The sequence below is a fragment of the Kribbella sp. NBC_00482 genome (genome assembly GCF_036013725.1).
Classification (GTDB): domain Bacteria; phylum Actinomycetota; class Actinomycetes; order Propionibacteriales; family Kribbellaceae; genus Kribbella.
The window spans coordinates 4,209,490-4,226,606 of sequence record NZ_CP107881.1 but is presented as its reverse complement, the minus strand read 5'-3'; the positions used below and the strand labels follow the sequence as shown (position 1 = coordinate 4,226,606).

Genomic DNA, 17,117 nt, shown 5'->3' with positions numbered 1-17,117 from the left:
TTAACATTCAGATGCCATACTGGCCGCATGGCACCGGCTCAGCAGTCGCCGATCGGGCGCATCCTTCCACGGCACGCGACAACCGCGGTGACGGAGGCTCTGGAGGACACCCGGGTGGTTCTCATCAACGGTGCCCGGCAGTGCGGCAAGAGCACGCTGGTCGCGAAGATCGGCGGCCAACTCGGCGCTGAGTGGCGCAGCCTGGATCGCGCCACGACACGGCAGGCTGCCACCTTCGACCCGACCGAGTTCGTCGCCGGCGCTGATCGGCTGGTCATCGACGAGGTGCAGCGCGTACCGGAACTACTACTGGCCATCAAGGAGACAGTCGACGCCGATCCCCGCCCGGGACGCTTCCTGCTGACCGGCTCCGCACGCGTACTCGGTTTACGCGGGCTACCTGATGCCTTGCCCGGACGGATGGAGACGATCGAACTCTGGCCGCTGTCCCAAGGGGAGATCGATGAGTTGCCAGATGCCTTCGTCGACGCGGCCTTCGCGCTGGGCCCCCGTCTGCATCACACCTCGACGGAACGCCGGAGCGACTACATCGATCGGCTGACGCGCGGCGGATTCCCCGAGGCGGTCGCCAGGACGGCTCGTCGCCGGGAGCGGTTCCTGGATTCCTATGTCGCGGACCTCATCAATCGCGACGTGATCCAACTGTCCGAGATCGAACGTGGCCCCGAGATGCGAACTCTGACGAGGCTCGTAGCGGCGAGATCGGGGCAACTGCTAGTCCCGGGCACCTTGGGAAACGAACTAGGCCTCCCGCAACCAACCGTCAAACGCTACCTCGGGCTGCTCGAAGAGGTCTTCCTCATCAAACGCATCCCGGCGTGGTCCCGGAATCTCAGCTCGCGGGCGATCGCCACGCCGAAGGTCGCCATGGTCGACTCCGGAATCGCCGCGAACCTGCTGGGTCTGGACGCCGACAGCCTGCGTCAACCAGCGGGCCCTCTGGGTCCACTGCTGGAAGGATTCGTGGCGATGGAACTCGCCCGCCAGCTCACCTGGTCGCAGCAACGCGCAGAGCTGTATCACTATCGCACCAAGGACCAGGTCGAGGTCGATATCGTCCTGGAGAATCGACGAGGCCAGGTCGTCGCCATCGACGTCAAGGCCGCCTCAACCGTCAAAGGCGAGGACTTTCGCGGCCTCCGGCACCTCGCAGATCGACTCGGCGATGACCTCCAGATAGGCATCGTCCTCTACACCGGCCAGCAGACCCTGCCCTTCGGCCCCCGCTTCCGAGCCATCCCCATCAGCGCACTCTGGGAGACACCGCAGCCCTGACCAGAAACGGCCGTCACTGGGTGTTGTCGGGGTGGGTGATGCGTTCGAGTTCGGCGTACACCTCGGTGATCACGAGTTCTCCGCTGCCGGCGTCGTAGTCGAACAGTTCGCCGTAGCGGCCCAGTCGATGGCGATGTCGAGTTGTTGTTCGGCGTTGTCGGCGGAGAAGCCGCGGCGGAGGAGGTCGAGGAAGAAGTCGTCGCGCAGGGATCCGTCCTCGCTGTTCTACAGCGCCCGGCAGATGGTGCGAACGAGCGGTGCGTGTTCGACCGCCAGCTTTGCGAACAATTCCTTGCTGCCCAGGATGTACCGCAGTCAGGTCCGGCAGGTCGGTCGGCGCCGCCTCGATCGCCGCCGCCTCCCGCGTCCCCTGAGATCGGCCGCGGTCAGTGCCCTGGCACCGCCCCTTGGTCCGGCGGCGGGCTGATGGCTTGACCCTGACACCGGGTCAACCCTCCACCCTTGTGCCAGGAGCTTTCCGCGCAGATGGCCGGGACAGCCTCACAGAGGAGACAGTGGTGACGACGTTGATCGAGCAGATCGTCGGCGACCTCGGCGACAAGCGGCGATGGCGGCAGTACAAGGCACGCGTCAAAGCGCTGCCCGCGAGCTATCGCTCGGCGGCTGAGGCGGTGGAGAGATACCTGGCGTACTTCGGGGCTATCACGAAGGGCGACGTACCGGTGGACGTCATGATGGCGATGCTCGAGGATCTCGCCAACCTGTTCGAGCAGGCTGCGGCCGACAGCACCCCGATCCGCGCGGTCGTCGGTGAGGCTCCGGTGGAGTTCGCCGAGACCTTCTTCCGGAAGTACTCAGACGGCGGATGGATCAGTAGAGGCGAGGACCAGTCGATCAGTGCCATCGAGCGCGGGTTCTACAAGGAGGTCGAACGCGAGATCGCCAAGGAACGGGCACGGTTGGTCAAGGCAATCGAACGCGCTTGAGGCAAGCTGAGACCCATGCTCACCATCAGCCAACTGGCGGCTTACGCGGGGGTGACGGTACGAGCGGTACGCCACTACCACCAGATCGGCCTGCTCGCGGAGCCCGAACGCAACCACTCCAGCTACCGGACCTACGACGCGGCCGCGGTCGTACGACTGATCCGGATCCACACACTCGCCGAAGCCGGCGTGCCACTGGCACGCGTGCAGGAACTCCTCGACGCCGGCCCGGACGAGTTCGCCGACGGCATCCAGGAGATCGACAAGGTACTGCGCGCGGACGTCCGGCGGCTGCAGGCCAACCGCCAACGGATCGTCAAGCTCGCCGCCGGAGACCACCTCGCGCTCCCGAAGAGCGTCGTGGGCTACCTCGACAGGCTGCGCGGTCTCGGCGTCGAAGAGCGGTACGTCGTGTTGGAGCGCGACGCCTGGATCATCATCGCGGCCCAGGCGCCGCACCTGATCGATGCCATCATCGCCAAGAAACACGAGGATCTGGACGACCCCGACATGGTGGCCCTCTACCGCATGCTGAGCGGCGTGCTCGACTGGACAGCCGACGACCCGCGAGCCGTCGAGCTCGCCGACGTCCTGGAAAGGCTGATGATTCGCGCCCTGGAGGCCGGCGAGTTGAGCTCCGACAACCTCGACAGGCAGTTCGACAATCAGTTCGTCGAGCTCATGGACGCGATCGCACTCACGTCGTCGCCGGTCGCCGTACGGGTCAAGGCGATCCTTGAGCAGCGCGGCTGGAGCGGCTGGACCCGCGTCGAGCGACTGCCCACCAACCAACCCGTGGGGTGACCGATTCGATGGACAGGGCCGAGTCTGGCGCGACTCGTCGTCGAGCTCGACCAGGCACCAGGCATTGCAGAAACCGCGGAGACAGCGGTCGAACACGCCGTCAGCGCGATCGCCGCTACCAGCGCCGGACTCGTCCTCAACCAGTCAGGGAATCCGGTTGCCGCCGTCACTACAGACCCTGCCGTCGAAGAGCTGCACGAATTCGAGCTGGGCGCCAAGGCCGGCCCTGTCATGGAAGCCTTCACCAATCGAACGATGGTCGGCATCGACGACACTGCCGTCGAGCTGCGCTGGCCGGCTTGGCAGCAAACCGTCGTTGGTCTTGGCCTCCGCACCGAACTCCACGTGCCGTTGATGGCCAGCGGCAACCTGATTGGCGTAGTCAGCTGGTATCACACCGAGCCGAAAGCATTCAGCCACGACGACATCGCGATCGCCGAACTCATCGCCGCCCACACCGCGATCGCGCTGCACACAGCCCGCACAGCTGCGGTCCTTGACGAAGCCGTCGACGCACGACGCCTGTTAGGCCAGGCCCTCGGGATCCTGATGGAACGCCACGACATCGAGGAGCAACACGCGTTCGCCATCCTCAGGCGCTACTCGCAGCACACCAACACGAAGCTCCGCGATGTCGCCGCCCAACTCATCGAGACCCGTCGGCTACCCGACTGAAGGTCCCCACCGACCACCCCGCCCAGCCGCAGTGCGCGCGTTCACGATCTGCCTCCCGACCCTAGAAGCCGGTGACGAGCAGGTCGTCGACGTCGTACCTGAGGTTGTTGTGTACAGCGATCACGCCGGCGACCCGCGACGTGACGAAGGCCGCATGCTCCACCTGGCTGCGGTACCTGAGCTCACCGTCGAGGGTGACGACACCACCGCGGACATGGACGATCAGCGTCGCCGCGCCTCTGGCCGGACGGAACCGGTCACGCGCGACCGCCACGTCCACCTCGGCAGCGATCTCCTCGTCGGAGCGCCGGTAGATCGAGAGCAGATCGCGCCGGGTCAGCAACCCAACCAGATCGAGAGCCTCGTCCACCACAACCAGCGCATGTCTGGCCGGGTCAGACAGGCGCCGGACCGCCACACCGATCGGCGCCGCGGCGCCGATGGTCGGTACGGGCGAACTCATCAGCTGGCGCGCGCACGTCGCCCGTGCCTGCCGCCGCCGACGGCGCGCGGCGGCTCCCAGGAGTGGGGGCGGATCGGTTCCGCCGTGAAACTCGAGGTTGGCGAGTACGTCGTACTCGGAGATGAGGCCGATCGGCGCGGACCCGGAGACGACCGGCACGGCGCACGCGTCGGCCACGAGCAGTGCGCACGCGACCTGCTTCAGCGGGGCGTCTGGAGGCACGGTGACCGGAGACCGGGTCATCACCGCGCCGACGACGGGTTCAGCCATCTCCCACCTCTTCGGACTTGCTAAGATTAGCAATTACTGAATCAGTAGGTAAGGCGTGAACGGTGAGGAGTGGGCGGTGCACAGGCCCCTGTACGAGCTGAAGGCAGAGTTCTTCAAGACGCTCTCCCACCCCGCACGCATCCGCGTACTCGAGTTGCTGAGCCAACGGGATCATTCCGTCGCCGAGATGCTGCCCGACGTAGGCATCGAGTCCGCCAACCTCTCCCAGCACCTGGCGGTTCTCCGCCGCTCCGGCCTGGTCACGAGCCGCAAGGAAGGCTCGACGGTCATCTACTCCCTCACCAGCCCGCAGGTCGCCGAACTGCTGGCGGTCGCCCGCCGCATCCTGAGCGGCCTGATCACCGACCAGATCGACTTACTCGACGACCTCCGCGAACCAGCCGGCCGGGGCCCGTCACGCCGCCGCTAGAGCCGCGACCGTCCCACCGATCCCTGGCTCGCCGCCCGGCGAGACGACCGCACCCTCCACCCGAGCGTCTCGACACGCCCCAGCGGCAAGCCGCTGAAGCGTCGGCACCTACCGGCCCGACTAGTTCGGGGGCCAACTCGGCCACAGTCTCAATGTTGCTCTAGGCAAGCTTCGGGCCGGCCGGGCCGCAGCCAGATCAGGCAGCTCGCTTCAGGAAGGCCCGGCTTCACCCGAACTCCGATCCGCGTTCCTGAACGCGCGACGCAAGTCGAAGGGCGCGCTCGCCGCGATCAGCGCCAACACCATGTTCTTCAACACAGCCGCCGGACCGATCCTCACCGCGCCGACCGACCGCATACTGCTGTGGGGCTGGGGCCGAACAAGCGATCCGAGATCACAAGGGAGCCCTGCAGGCGGTCGTCGCCCACACCTCCGGTCCAAGAACCACTCGGTGCGAACCTGTTTACGACGGCCAGCCGCCGGTCGTCTAGGTCGTTGCTGGCTGCAACGAGGATGCCCGCACCCCTGGCATGAAAGAGGGTGCGGGGATCGTGGCGGACTCCGCGGCGAGCGACAGCTCGGTTAGGAGAACGGCCTTCCACCCACCGGGTTTCAAGCGCCGAGGCGACGAGGCATCAGGGGCGGCAGGTCCGCGACGCCTCGCCAGCACATCCCTCAAAGGATACGGGCAGCGACGAGAGCGAGACGGCCTAGGACGAGGGACGAACTGGCTGTCTTTGATACCGGCGAGGAACTCCTCCCAGCCTCGTGACTAGACGTACAGGACAGGGCTGGCGTCTTCCAGCTTGCTATCGCGGATCCCGATGCCATCACTGGGCTCACCGCCACCGACGGCTCATGCCCAGCGGCGCCACTACAGTCGCCTCAAACGAAGGTTGCAGGACGTCCCTGGCGGCGTGACGCCGAGCCGTTGACACCTGATCCGGTCTCGAGCACTCGTTCCACCACTTCCATAGTCAATCGGCAATCGCCGATTGACCAATGCGAGACCGCCCACGAGCGCGCCGGATCGTCGGCCTCCGTCGGTATCTCGGCGGCGGGCCCATTGCCCCGCAGGCAGCTACCGACGCGTGCCAACGACGCTCGATGCCCCCGACGCGATGAGGATCTCGGCGGCCGCCAGGTCGGGGTGGCTCAGGTAGTAGCTTCGAACATTGTCGGTTCGGTCCTCCGCCTGGTGGTTGAACGAGAAGTCATCCAGAACGATGCTTCCTCTCGGAGCCAGAAGGTCCACAGGGTCGAGAGGTCTGTCACCGCTCGTTCGCCTGCCTTCTCCGCCGCCATCGAGGAACAGGAGATCGAACGGGGCGTAGGCGGCGATGTCCGTCCAGTCTCCGTTGAGGATCTCTACGTTCGGCAGGTGCCGAAACAGGGATGCCACCGCGGCTGCTTGGCGAATGTCGCGCTCAACGCTCACGATCCTCGTGCCCGGTCCGGAACCGCTGACGAGCCAGGCCAGTCCAACGCCGCAGCCTGTGCCTGTCTCGCCGATCACACCGCCGGTTCGCCCCGCGGCCAGAACTGCCAGCAGGCGCCCCTGCTCCGGCCGGCAGGAGTTGCTGAACTCCATTCGCTCCGCCAGGAGCAGAGCCTCTCGCACCAGACTGGGTAGTTCACCCGCGTCTTCATACTGTGCAGTTCCGTCCTTGCTCACCGAACCTCCTTCGTCTCGCAACCCGTCGTGCCTCGCACTGACTACATGGCCAGCCAGCCAGCTCGCAGCTCCCAGTGGCGGCCGGCCACCAGGTGGTCCACCACGGCGCGCTCCAGCGTTGTCCGGCGCGGAAGCCTGTCGAGGCGAGGTGCGTGTCGCCGGAACACACCTTCGAGAATCGCCGCGTCACCACACGAACGCTCAGGCAACAGCGTGAATCTTCGTTGAAATCGGAGGATGTTCGAGGAAGGAGGGAGATACTCGGCCAGCTGCTCGTCCATCAGCCAGGACCGGCAGGTCGCCACCTCGCAACGCAAGCCGAGATGTCTCGAAAAGAACTGAGGCGCGTACTCCAACGATTCGTCACACGCTTCTGGCGCTAGCCGCCCGGTCTCCGGCACATGAACGCCGAGCAGCGCTTCTCCGGTCGAGCCAACTGCACTCAAGTTGAACTGCAGCCGACCAAGCGTGAACGCCTCGCCGCGGAAGATGAAGCAGACCCACTCCTGCCAGTCGAGGCCTCCCGTGCCGTGCATCCGCCGGTGCAGTGCCAACTTTTGCCCGACGTCGGACAAGGTTGCTGCCGAGATGTCTTCCGGAATCCCTTGCCGCCGGTGGAGACCACGCAGCTGAGCGACGCAGGAAGCGAACACGAGCAGGTAGAAGTAGCGCCCAGTGGGCCCCAGAGTCGCAGGGAGCACAGGCCAGGCGAGCTCCTCAGTGCGAACACCCCTGTCGGCCATCAATGCAGCCCTGCATCGTCTCCACAACCACTCGACGGCCGGATCCGCAAGCGACGACACCATGACCCGGTCGACCTCAGACCGGTCTGCGACATCGAGCGCCAGGTGCTGTAGATCCCGCCGCAGCTGCCCAAGCGACGGCAGTGGTTCGCTTGCGTCACCAACCGGCAGTGCGGCCAGGAAGCGGTCGTACTCGTTGCCTAGCCCCAGGGCAGCACGCAGGCGATCCGCATCCCGTGGCGTCATCCCGCGTTGCCGGCCAGAGCGATCTCGCGTTGGCTGTCCACGGCTCCGGACAAACCGGTCACGGTCGGGTTCTCGAACAGCATCATCAGGGGTATCTGCAGCCCGAAGTGACGGCGCAATCGGACGATGACCTGGATCGCCATCAACGAGTCTCCGCCGAGATCGAAAAAGTCGTCGTCGGCTTGCACCTGCTCTCGGTCGAGAACCTCCTGCCAGATAGCTCGAATTCGATGCTCGGTCGGTGTCGACAAGGCCCTGACTTCGCCGATCGCGGCCGGTGCCCGACGCAAACCAGCGAGAGCCTGCAGATCTGGCGATCCATCGCTGGCGAGCGGAATCTCTGGTACTTCGACATAGCGGGACGGGAGCATGTAGTCGGGGAGTTGGCGCCGGAGTGCACGCTTCAGGTCGGCCAGCGGAGCCTGGTCGCTCAGAACGACGTACGCAGTGAGCTGCTTCTCGCGCGGTGAGTTCTCTGTGGCGGTGACCACTGCGTTCTGCACCGTGCCCAGACTTCGCAGGACCGCCTCCACCTCGGCGGGTTCGACTCGGTGTCCGCGGATCTTGGCCTGCGCATCTGTGCGGCCCAGGCACTGGAGCTGACCGGACTGCAGCCATCGTCCGCGGTCCCCGCTGAGATAGACGCGATCGAGTACACCTTCAGCCTCCAGGAGTGGCCCAAATCGTTCGGCGGTGAGCTCTACGCTGCCTGCGTAACCATCGGCCAGTCCAGCGCCGCCGATGCAGATCTGACCGATATCGCCTCGCGGAAGCAGCCGTAGATCGTCGTCCACCACATAGACCTGCGTGTTCATCATCGGGCGGCCGACGGCGACGAGGCCTGACTGTGAACTGCCGCGTTCGACCTCGGCGACCACGCAGCCGACGGTTGCCTCCGTCGGCCCATACTCGTTGAAGGCCGTCATCGCGTCGTCGAGCTCGAGCCAGGTCCTCAGGCCATCCTCGAGATAGAGCAGATCGCCACCGATGACCAGGTTCCGGACCTTGGCCCGAAACGCAGGTACCAGATCGGTGATGATCCGGAGATGTGCAGGCGTGATCTTGAGCAGCTCGATCTGATCGCAGCGTGTCAGCAGTTCGACCAACGCCGCCGCTCCTGGATCAGTCGGCAGCAGCGCCACCACGCCACCGCAGGTCAACGGATAGATCAAGGAGGTGACGGTCAGATCCACAGTGACAGGAGTGTGTACTGGTGCTATTCCGCCGGGCTCGTATGGATAGGTGGTTCGGCAGTGCTCGATGTAGTTCGAGAGCGCCTCGTCACTGACCACGACTCCCTTCGGGAAACCAGTTGAGCCGGAGGTGTAGATGACATACGCAGCCAGTCCTGCAGGGCGGCGACCGACGGCCTGCAGCGGGTCTGCCGTTGTGTCATCAGTGTCGAGATAGAGGACTTCGTCCTCCGCGACGTCGATAGCGATTGTGCTCAAGGTAATGACACACGCCGGCGCGCTGTCAGCCAGAATCCGCGACAGGCGGTCGACGGGGTGGTCGGGATCAAGCGGAAGGTACGTTCCGCCAGCTTTCCAGACGGCCAGGATCGCGGCCACGAGGTCCACGGCTCGAGGCAAACAGAGGGCCACGACCGTGCCTGCTGACACGCCTCGTGCCGCCAGGCGGCGAGCGATGCGATCTGCCGTTGCATCGAGCTCGGAGTACGTGACGCTCCGCTCGTCGAACGTCACCGCGACGCTGTCAGGGTTTCGAGCCACCTGGGCTTCGATCATCGAGAGAACGTCGACCCGGTCGCCTCCAGTGGCAGGGCCGGTTCCCATTCGGATCAGCTCGTCACGCTCATCTGCTGGCAGGATGTTCACCGATCCGATCGGCGTATCAGGACCGTCAAGCGAGCCGCGGACCACGACACTCAGCTGCCGGGCCAGCCGGTCGGCCACCTCGACGGTGTAGAGATCTGAGTCGAACTCGACCTCCCATCCGATACGTGGACCGTTCTCGAGGAAAGTGAGTTTGAGGTCGAACTGCGAGACCAAACGCCTGGTTGCGACGGGCGTGACGGTGGTCTCGCCGAATCGCCACCGCGGCGCCAGGAGGTCCTGGTGATCCACCATGATGCGGAAAATGGGATTCACCCCGGGGCTGCGGTCCGGCGAGACTTCGTCGACGATCCGATCGAACGGCACACGTTGATGTTCGAAGCCGGCCATCAAGTCGTCGCGCACGCGGTCCTGGATCGCGGTGAACGTTTCCGTGTCAGCCAGCTTTGTACGGACCGGAACGGTGCTGACGAAGAAGCCGACCGTCCGCTCCTGCACCTCGGTGCTCCGGCCGCCGATCGCGGCGCCGACAGTAAGATCGGATTGGCCGGTCCGTCGATAGAGCAGCACGTTCAGGGCGCTGAGAAGGAACAAGTAGAGCGTCGAGCCCGAGTCGCTGCAGTGCTGCCGCAGCTTCGCCGACAGTCCGGCATTGAGCCACAGGACGGTCCGATCCCCTCGGAACGCGCGGACATCGGCGGTCAGGCCCTCGGAGGGCAGCACAGCCGGCTCCCCGTCGCGGAGATATTCACGCCAGTAGTCCAACGACGCCTGATACTCGCTGGTTGCCGGGTCATGCTCGCCCGCAACCACCTCGTGGTACTGCGGTGCGTCGGGCAGCTCCGACGACGCAGTTGTGCCCGCTTGCGCGGCGTAGAGCTCGGCCAGTTCATCGGCGATCAAGCGCAGGGACCAGCCGTCGGAGACGATGTGATGCATGCAGAGATAGACCCCGTGGACATCTCCTCCGACATCGAGCACGGCGACTCTGAACAGTGGACCTGCACCGAGATCGAAGGGCCGACGAGCCTGCCCCTCCGCTTCCTCCTGCAGTCGGCGTTCGACCTGCGCCGCCGGACACGGGTCGTGCGATGTCTCAACGAGTTCCGCCACGGCCTCGCTGTGATTGACCTGGGTCAGGACGTCGTCGTCGTATCGGAACGTGGCGCGCAGGATCGAGTGCCGGCGGACCAACTCATCAACGGCCGCCCGCAGGACGGCGAGGTCGAGTTTGCCAGCTACCCGGAGTGCGACCGCGATGTTGTAGTGCGCAGAGTCGGCGTTGAGTTCCTGCAGGAACCACAGGCTTCGTTGTGCGGCAGACGCGCGATGGATCTCTGCCTGCGGGTCTGGCCCGGAGCTCACGAGATGCCCATCCTGGCCGTCGGAGCGCTGGTCTCGGTTACCGTGATAGACATCGACTTCACTCCCCAGAAGGTGTTTGATCTCAAGCGCTCGAGCGGTCCCGTGATCTCGAAGCGAGCGACTCGGCGACTCAACTCCTCGAACAGAACGCGCAACTCCATGCGCGCGATCGCGGAACCGATGCACGAGTGATCCCCACTGCCGAACGCGATGTGACGATTGCGGATACGCGTCGTATCAAAGGTGTCTGGATCCACGAACACCTCAGGATCCCTGTTCGCGGCCGGAAGCCAGACCGCAACGAGGTCCCCCGCTGCCACCTGGTTGCCGCCCAGTTCAGTGTCTTGCCTGGCGACTCGCAGAACGTGGGACGCCGGACTCGTCCAGCGGAGAATCTCCTCTACTGCGCCGGGGATCGACGTGGGCGTCCGGCACAGTCGTGCCCACTGGCGGGGGTCCTCGATGAGTGCCTGCAACCCCGTGGCTGCGGCAAGTCTCGCCGTCTCGTTTCCGCCGGCCAGCAGACCGTCACAGTTCAAGACGACCTCTTCATCGGTCAGGCGACTGCCACCGACTGGTGACTGGACAAGGCGCGTGATGAGGCCTTGGTCGTTCGCGTACCGCTTCCGCTCCATCGCCTGCCAGTAATACAGAAGTATGTCGGCGTGTGCGGCCATCCGATCGCGTTCATCGGCCGAGCTGTCCACCGTGCGCCGAGACGCACCGAATGCTCGATCCGCCAGTTGACCCATCAGTGGTTGGTCAGCCGGCGGTATCCCCATCAGCTCGCATACCACTGAAGTCGACAGCGGGCCGGCGATGTCGGAGACGAAGTCGCAGCCACCAGCCAACAATGCGTTGCCGATCAGTGCCTCGGCCATGCCTCTGGTCTTGATCTCGAGCTCACGGATGATCTGAGTGCGGAATCCCGCGCCGATACTTCTGCGCAGATGCGTGTGACGTGGCGGGTCGGTAGCGATGAGCATCCTTCCGCTTGCTACGCGGACGGCCGCGGCCGGGGTGTCGAGCCGCAGGCCGCCCTCCGACCCGAAATCATCCGGTCTTCGCAGGACCGACTGCGCATCGCGATAGCCAGTGACCGCCCAAAAGCCAGGCTGGGCGTGCCGTTCGACCCACAGCACAGGGTTCTCTCTGCGCATCGCGTGCCATACCTGCACCGGCGCGTCCGATGCGAAGAACGCAGGATCAGACAAGTCGTCACCTGACCAGCTGAGCGGCATGTCGACGTCACTCCAATCGGGTGTGATGTCGTTGCTGGAGCAGCAGGAGAATCGAGGGCGGTCCCCGAGTGGCGTAGTACGTACTATGTCAGCGCCGTCCATCCGCTGCATCGACGGCGGAGTGTCGGTGACAGCGGATTGCCAACGGACGAAGGCCGTTCCGACACGGTTGGTCAGTTCGAGTTGATGGGGAGGAGGTGGGGAGGCATAGTCGATGGGGCTTGGACGAGCGGATGTCATGTGCCGGCGATAATCTGGAGCACGTGTGATGGAGCGCCTTGTGCCGTTGACCGTCGCTCAGCGACGGCAGTGGGAGTTGATGCGCGACAACGGCCACGGGTTCGGATGGTTGGCGACATCAGTCCGGCTGGATGAACGGGTTCCGGCCCCTGCGGTAGCCCGCGGGATACACCGCTTGTTCGAGATGCACGAGGCGCTCAGGGCGCGTGTACTCGACGATGACGGTGAGCCGCGTCAGGTCGTCCTTGACCTCGACGTCGACATGATCGAATCGCGGACGGTCGAGCTCGATTCCGACGCAGAACTGGACGACGCGCAACTTGCGGGCATTGCTCGGCGAGCTGCTTCCTCCGTTCTTGACAACAGTTGCTGCCTGGTGATCTCCCAGCAGCGGCAGGGGACTGTCGTCTGTCTGACTGTGCATCATCTGTTTGCCGACGCGGCTGCGCTCTCAATCCTCGCGGACGACCTGCGCGAGCTGCTCAGCGTAGACAATGCGGACATCAAGAGCCCGGCTGCGCAGCTGAGCGACATTCCAACCCCGCGGCTACGCGCCATCGAGGGCCCAGCCCTGTCTGACTGGCAGGATCGACTAGGCGAGGCTGCTGGGGGTTCCCCGTTCAGTTTCCTGCCGAACTATCAGGAGCTTCCGCATAGCGGCTCGCAAGCGGTTTTGACGCCCGACCTGACGAGCAGGTTGGTTTCTAGTTGCCGACGGGCCAGGATGAGTCTCCCCGGCGCGCTGAACGCCGCCCTTGGGCTGTTGCTGCAGGCGTACGAGCCAGCCTCAGCGCCGATCATTCAGACCGTCGTCGCGAATCGTGGATCGCGCGCCGAGGCGGCGGTCGTGGCAAACCTCTCGAATTCGTCGTACATCATTCCCAGGAGCGGTGCCGCGAACGTCGCCGATCGCCTCTCCGCTTTCTGGCAGGGCCACCTCGAGGCGGTGCACCACGGCTGGTTCGATCGGATCGCATTGGATCACGAGCTGAGGAAGGCCAGCACGCCAAACCGCTACGTCGGTGACATCTCCGCGATCTCGAACATCGGCCTGCCGCCGACCGCGACGAATCTGCCCAGCGACAGACAGGTCGACGGTTACCAGATCACGCGCGTAGATCGGCTACAGCCGCCGGTCGATGCATGCCGGTCATCGAACACCCATCTCCACGTCTTTGCCGACTTCGCCGGCGAAGGTCTCACGCTGCGTGTGTACACCAGCAGCGCGCTGTCCGGCCACCGCGACCCTGAAGCGGTCTGTGCAGATCTCATGCGATGCGTCGAGGCGATCATTGCCGGTCGCGACTTGCCGCTGTCGGGTCTGCGGGTCGACCGGCTGACCTGAGGACGGCTCAGGTTGATCGATCCACAAACCGATACAGACCGGAATGTCAAGGTCTCCAACGATTGAACATGAGGATTTGTGCTGAAATAGTACGTCCTATGTCGACGGAGCGCATCGATGCGACTCCGTTGTGCTTTGTCGGAGCCGGAGGCCGCCCAACGCCCTTGCGACTCGGGGAGTGAGGTTTGCGTTCGCAAGAGCATCGATCCGGCACGCCTGGGGTCCGCTTGCCCGAACTGTGACAGGGGATCCACAGAGCCCAACCTTGAGGGCTCCATCAATCCGGTGGCGTCGGCGCCAGGCGCGCCATGCCCCAACGAGATGGGGATGGATGTGGAATTGAACCAGGAAGCGCAGCATCAGATCGATCAGCCTGACCCCACGAGAGCGGCTGCACATTTGCCAGCGACATCAGCGCAGCAGCGACTATGGTTCTTGCAGAATCTCGCGCCGGACGCGTGTCACTACAACGTCAACATGCCGCTCCGAGTGCGGGGCGACCTCAATATCCCGGTGCTCACCGAGGCGCTGCGAGAGATCTACCAACGCCATGATGTGTTGCGCACCAGGTTCCACCTGGTTGACGACCAGCTGGTCCAAGCCATCGGCACGGACGACAGCCCGCAGATCACACATGAACGCCTGACCACAGTGGCGGGTCGAACGGCCGAGTCCCAGCTCGTCGAGGCAGCCCAGATCGCGGCGATGCAACCCTTCGACCTGGAAACTGGCCCACTCATGCGCGCGAGCGTTCTGACTCTCACGGCCGAGGATCATGCGATCCTGCTGAGCTTTCACCACATGGTGTGCGATGGCGTGTCGGTCGGGATCATCGCCCGCGAACTCGAGGAGCTCTACGCAGCGAACGTCGAGAGCCGTCCCCACCAGCTCCCAGCCAGTCCTTTGCAGTATGCAGAGGTTACCCGGCACGCGGGTGGCTGGGTCGGAACCGATGACTACCGGGATCGGCTTGAAGACCTGGTCTCGCGATTGCAAGGACTTAGCCCCACGACGGTGCCGAGTCGGCTGATGCGGTCCGAGGACAACGCGTTCCACGGGAATCACTTCATGCTGTGGATGAACGCCGGTCTGTCCGAGCGGACCCGCGATTTCTGCCGACGCGAGTCCCTCACGGTCTTCCAGCTGTTCGTAGCCGTCATGAGCGTCCTGTTCGCGCGGCGTTCGGAGCAGTCCGACGTTGCCTTCGGATCCGCGATGTCCGGACGTCTGACCGAGAACCTCGAATCGGTGGTCGGATGTTTCGTGAACACGGTCGTGCTGCGCAACCAGCTCGACTTGTCGGAGAGCTTTCGGGACGTAATCAGGCGAACTCGGGAGGTCCTGCTCCAGGCCCACGAAGATCAGGAAATCCCCTTTGAGCGCGTCGTCGAGCGCATCGCGCCCAGGCGCCTTCCCGGCGTCAACCCGCTGTTTCGTGTGATGCTGGACTTCCAGGGAGTACGCCGGGCCACCTGGAATCTTCCCGGCCTGGAAATCGAGACCATGGACGTCGAGACCTACACCTCGCAGTTCGACCTGAAGTTCATGTTCATCGATGACGGCTCCCGGATCAGCTGCGGCATCGAGTACAACACCGACCTGTACTCCACCGACACGATCGCCTCGCTCGCTTCCCAGCTAGAAACCTTGCTGCGATCGATTCTCGAAGCTCCCGAGCGACCCCTGGCGGAGTTGCCGATCATGAAGGCGGACGACGCTGCTCGCCTGCTCGAGCTGTCCGTCGGGCCGGTGGAGACAGTGCCGCCGGAGAGCGCCTTGGAGCGGTTCACCCAGTCGGCCTCAGCGCTTCCCAAGTCGTCGGCTCTGAGGATGGATTCGACCTCGCTGAGTTACGCAGATCTGGACGACAAGTCGTCGCACCTCGCGAGGCATCTTGGCTGTCTTGGTGTCGAGGCGGGAGATCTCGTCGGGATCTGTTTACCGAGATCGTTCGACATGGTCATCGCCGCACTTGGGGTCTGGAAGGCGGGGGCTGCGTACGTCCCCATGGATCCGGCCAGCCCGGTAGAACGGCTTGGTGCAGTGGCCGCAGAAGCGAATTTGCGCGGCCTGATCACGTGGACGGATGTGGCCGTAGATTTCGACGAGTCTCGCACGGTCTACCTCGACTCCGGATGGGACGAGGACACTGCAGAAGATGCGGACGGTGTCCCTGCTCGACCGGCGGACGATGCTCTCGCCTACGTGATCTACACCTCCGGTACTACCGGCGTTCCGAAAGGAGTGGAGATCACCCACTCCTCGCTGTCGAACTATCTTGACTGGTGCCGGCGCAGCTATCCGCTCGAGGCCGGCGAAACCGTCATCGTCCATACCGGCTTCGCGTTCGATCTAACCGTCACGACGCTCGTTCACGCGCTGGCGTCCGGTGCGGAGTTGCGCCTCGCCTTCGACGGACCTGGCGTCGAGCCACTCGTCCATGAGTTGCGAAGCACCGAAGCTGTCGCCGGTCTGAAACTGACGCCAGGCCAGCTGCAGTTGCTGACGGAGGAGGTCGATGGGAACGAGGTCGCGGGCAAGGTTGGCTGGCTCGTACTCGGGGGTGAAAACCTCCGGCAAGACCACGGCGTCGCCTGGTGGCGCAAGCACGACCCTGCCACAGCGATCTTCAACGAGTACGGTCCCAGTGAGGCGACAGTAGGGTGCGTCGTTCATCGGCTGAGTCCTGCCGATCTCGATGAACAAGTCGCGATCGGCCGGCCGATCCAGAACATGAGCGCGTTCGTCCTCGACCAGCAATTGCGTATGGTGCCGCCCGGCGTCGCTGGCGAGCTGTACCTTGCGGGAGCGGGACTCGCACGCGGGTATCACGGTCGGCCCGAGTGGACGGCGGAGGCGTTTCGTACTGCGTCGATCGACAACCTTGGCGAGGTTCGCGTCTACCGCACGGGAGACCTGGCCTGCTGGGACGTGAACGGAAACCTCGAGTACCTGGGCCGGACCGACCGCCAGGTGAAGATCCGGGGCTATCGGGTTGAGCTCGGAGAGATCGAGTCAGCGCTGGGCAGCCTTCCGGATGCCGGCCAGGTCGCGGTCACGACCAGCACGGGGCCTGCCGGATCCACCACGATCGTTGCCTACTATTCCGGGCTTCGACGCGACTTCAACGAGCTCAGGCGGGAACTCTCGCGTCGTTTGCCGGAATACATGCAGCCGCAGCTGTTCGTTCACGTCGACCAATTGCCTCTGACCCGCAACGGAAAGATCGACTACGACGCTCTACCGACACCCGAGCCGGAAGCCGGTGAGCCGTCGTCAGCAGGTTCGGCGCCGGAGGGAGAGGTCGAGGAGGCGATCCATCAGATCTGGGCCGACGTGCTCGGGCGGGATTCGATCCCGGTCGACGCCGACTTCTTCGACCTCGGCGGTGAGTCCCTGCTCGCAACGCAGGTGATGGCCAGAATGCGGCGCACCTTCGACATCAAGCTGCCGTTGATGACGATCTTCGACGCGCCAACCATCAAGACACTGGCGGAGACGGTGTCGCGTCACCTGGCGCAGAACTTGGACGGTGACGACCCTGCCGGCGTCACTCTGACCCCCGATGGAGAGGTGTAACT

General features: G+C 64.6%; 13 protein-coding genes. 8 read left to right on the top strand and 5 right to left on the bottom strand.

All coding sequences use genetic code 11. From position 1 onward, the window contains the following. Window positions 1–27 precede the first annotated feature (27 nt). The 5 genes from OHB24_RS20795 (at window position 28) to OHB24_RS20775 (ending at window position 3,722) form a co-directional block, all read left to right on the top strand. On the top strand, window positions 28–1,296 hold the full coding sequence (locus OHB24_RS20795; RefSeq protein WP_327640736.1) for an ATP-binding protein: 1,269 nt from the start codon (window positions 28–30) through the stop codon (window positions 1,294–1,296). Window positions 1,297–1,327: 31 nt separating this feature from the next. Continuing rightward, entirely contained in the window at window positions 1,328–1,723 is a 396-nt protein-coding gene (locus OHB24_RS20790) for a hypothetical protein (protein WP_327640735.1), read from the top strand. A gap of 91 nt (window positions 1,724–1,814) precedes the next feature. Then, a complete protein-coding gene (locus OHB24_RS20785) occupies window positions 1,815–2,243 on the top strand; it encodes a DUF1048 domain-containing protein (RefSeq protein ID WP_327640734.1) in 429 nt (142 codons plus the stop codon). A gap of 15 nt (window positions 2,244–2,258) precedes the next feature. After that, window positions 2,259–3,047, top strand: a complete 789-nt coding sequence (locus tag OHB24_RS20780; protein ID WP_327640733.1) for a MerR family transcriptional regulator — start codon at window positions 2,259–2,261, stop codon at window positions 3,045–3,047. 3 nt (window positions 3,048–3,050) lie between these two features. Further along, window positions 3,051–3,722: a GAF and ANTAR domain-containing protein gene (locus tag OHB24_RS20775; protein WP_327641084.1), complete on the top strand. Its 672-nt coding sequence runs from the start codon at window positions 3,051–3,053 to the stop codon at window positions 3,720–3,722. A gap of 61 nt (window positions 3,723–3,783) precedes the next feature. On the opposite strand, the gene OHB24_RS20770 is transcribed toward OHB24_RS20775, so the two are convergent. After that, window positions 3,784–4,455, bottom strand: a complete 672-nt coding sequence (locus OHB24_RS20770; RefSeq protein WP_327640732.1) for a CBS domain-containing protein — start codon at window positions 4,453–4,455, stop codon at window positions 3,784–3,786. Window positions 4,456–4,531: 76 nt separating this feature from the next. On the opposite strand from OHB24_RS20770, the gene OHB24_RS20765 reads away from it, so the two are divergent. Next, a complete protein-coding gene (locus OHB24_RS20765) occupies window positions 4,532–4,885 on the top strand; it encodes an ArsR/SmtB family transcription factor (protein ID WP_327640731.1) in 354 nt (117 codons plus the stop codon). 1,081 nt (window positions 4,886–5,966) lie between these two features. Here the strand turns inward: OHB24_RS20765 and OHB24_RS20760 are convergent. The 4 genes from OHB24_RS20760 to OHB24_RS20745 are packed head-to-tail and all read right to left on the bottom strand — an operon-like array spanning window position 5,967 to window position 11,924. Continuing rightward, entirely contained in the window at window positions 5,967–6,560 is a 594-nt protein-coding gene (locus OHB24_RS20760) for an O-methyltransferase (protein WP_327640730.1), read from the bottom strand. A gap of 41 nt (window positions 6,561–6,601) precedes the next feature. Then, the gene (locus tag OHB24_RS20755; RefSeq protein ID WP_327640729.1) at window positions 6,602–7,549 is read right to left on the bottom strand and encodes an acyltransferase domain-containing protein; all 948 of its coding nucleotides are present in this window, start codon (window positions 7,547–7,549) and stop codon (window positions 6,602–6,604) included. After that, window positions 7,546–10,710, bottom strand: coding sequence for a non-ribosomal peptide synthetase (locus OHB24_RS20750; RefSeq protein WP_327640728.1), 3,165 nt, complete (start codon window positions 10,708–10,710; stop codon window positions 7,546–7,548). The genes OHB24_RS20755 and OHB24_RS20750 overlap by 4 nt, the downstream gene beginning before the upstream one ends. Beyond that, window positions 10,707–11,924, bottom strand: a complete 1,218-nt coding sequence (locus tag OHB24_RS20745) for a cytochrome P450 (RefSeq protein ID WP_327640727.1) — start codon at window positions 11,922–11,924, stop codon at window positions 10,707–10,709. The genes OHB24_RS20750 and OHB24_RS20745 overlap by 4 nt, the downstream gene beginning before the upstream one ends. Window positions 11,925–12,219: 295 nt before the next feature. Between OHB24_RS20745 and OHB24_RS20740 the strand changes: the two genes are divergently transcribed. Beyond that, window positions 12,220–13,536 (top strand): condensation domain-containing protein, encoded by a 1,317-nt coding sequence (locus tag OHB24_RS20740; RefSeq protein WP_327640726.1) that lies wholly within the window; start codon window positions 12,220–12,222, stop codon window positions 13,534–13,536. Window positions 13,537–13,863: 327 nt separating this feature from the next. Beyond that, window positions 13,864–17,115 (top strand): non-ribosomal peptide synthetase, encoded by a 3,252-nt coding sequence (locus OHB24_RS20735; RefSeq protein ID WP_327640725.1) that lies wholly within the window; start codon window positions 13,864–13,866, stop codon window positions 17,113–17,115. Window positions 17,116–17,117 lie beyond the last annotated feature (2 nt).